This is a genomic window from Seonamhaeicola marinus (genome assembly GCF_008085455.1).
Genome location: NZ_VSDQ01000468.1, coordinates 1 through 914, shown reverse-complemented (window position 1 = coordinate 914; position 914 = coordinate 1). Strand labels below are relative to the sequence as shown.

Here is a 914-nt window from a genome sequence, read left to right as displayed (position 1 = left end):
ACTGTTAAGTTTCATTCTGGTATTTTTGAAGGTAAAACTACAGGAACACCCATTGGTTTTGTTATAGAAAACACCAACCAAAAGTCGCATGACTATTCGCATATAAAAGATAGTTACAGGCCAAGTCATGCCGATTATGTGTACGATAAAAAATATGGTTTTAGAGATTACCGTGGTGGCGGACGCAGTTCTGCACGCGAAACCGCTTGTAGAGTAGTAGCAGGTGCCATAGCAAAACAATTACTTAAAGGTATTGAAATAACAGCCTACGTATCTGGTGTTGGTACCATGAAATTAAATAAGCCACACACTGCGCTAAATTTAGCAAACGCTGAAGAAAATATTGTACGTTGCCCAGACCCTGAAATGGCTAAACAAATGGAAAGCTACATAAAAGAGGTGCGAAGTAAAGGAGATACCGTAGGCGGTATTGTTAGCTGTGTTATTAAAAATGTACCAGTTGGTTTAGGCGAACCTGTTTTTGATAAATTACATGCCGAATTAGGTAAAGCTATGCTATCAATAAACGCCGTAAAAGGATTTGAATACGGTAGTGGTTTTCACGGAAGCACCATGTATGGCAGTGAGCATAATGATGCTTTTAATAACGATGGAAGCACAAAAACAAACTATTCAGGTGGTATACAAGGCGGTATAAGCAATGGTATGGATATTTATTTTAATGTAGCCTTTAAACCAGTAGCCACATTAATTCAAAAATATGAAACTATTGATAAACATGGCAAAACGGTTGAAATGCAAGGAAAAGGACGTCATGATCCCTGTGTTGTTCCACGTGCAGTACCTATTGTAGAGGCTATGGCAGCTTTAGTTTTAGCAGATTACTACTTAATAAATAAAATGCACACCCAATAGGTCTTACTTTTTCAGGTTAACATATTCTTATACACATT

General features: G+C 37.4%; 1 protein-coding gene. It reads left to right on the top strand.

The window, feature by feature from the left end; all coding sequences use genetic code 11:
• Positions 1 to 876: chorismate synthase (aroC, locus tag FUA24_RS07760; protein ID WP_148541179.1), on the top strand; the 876-nt coding region annotated here is incomplete at its 5' end.
• Positions 877 to 914: the final 38 nt, after the last annotated feature.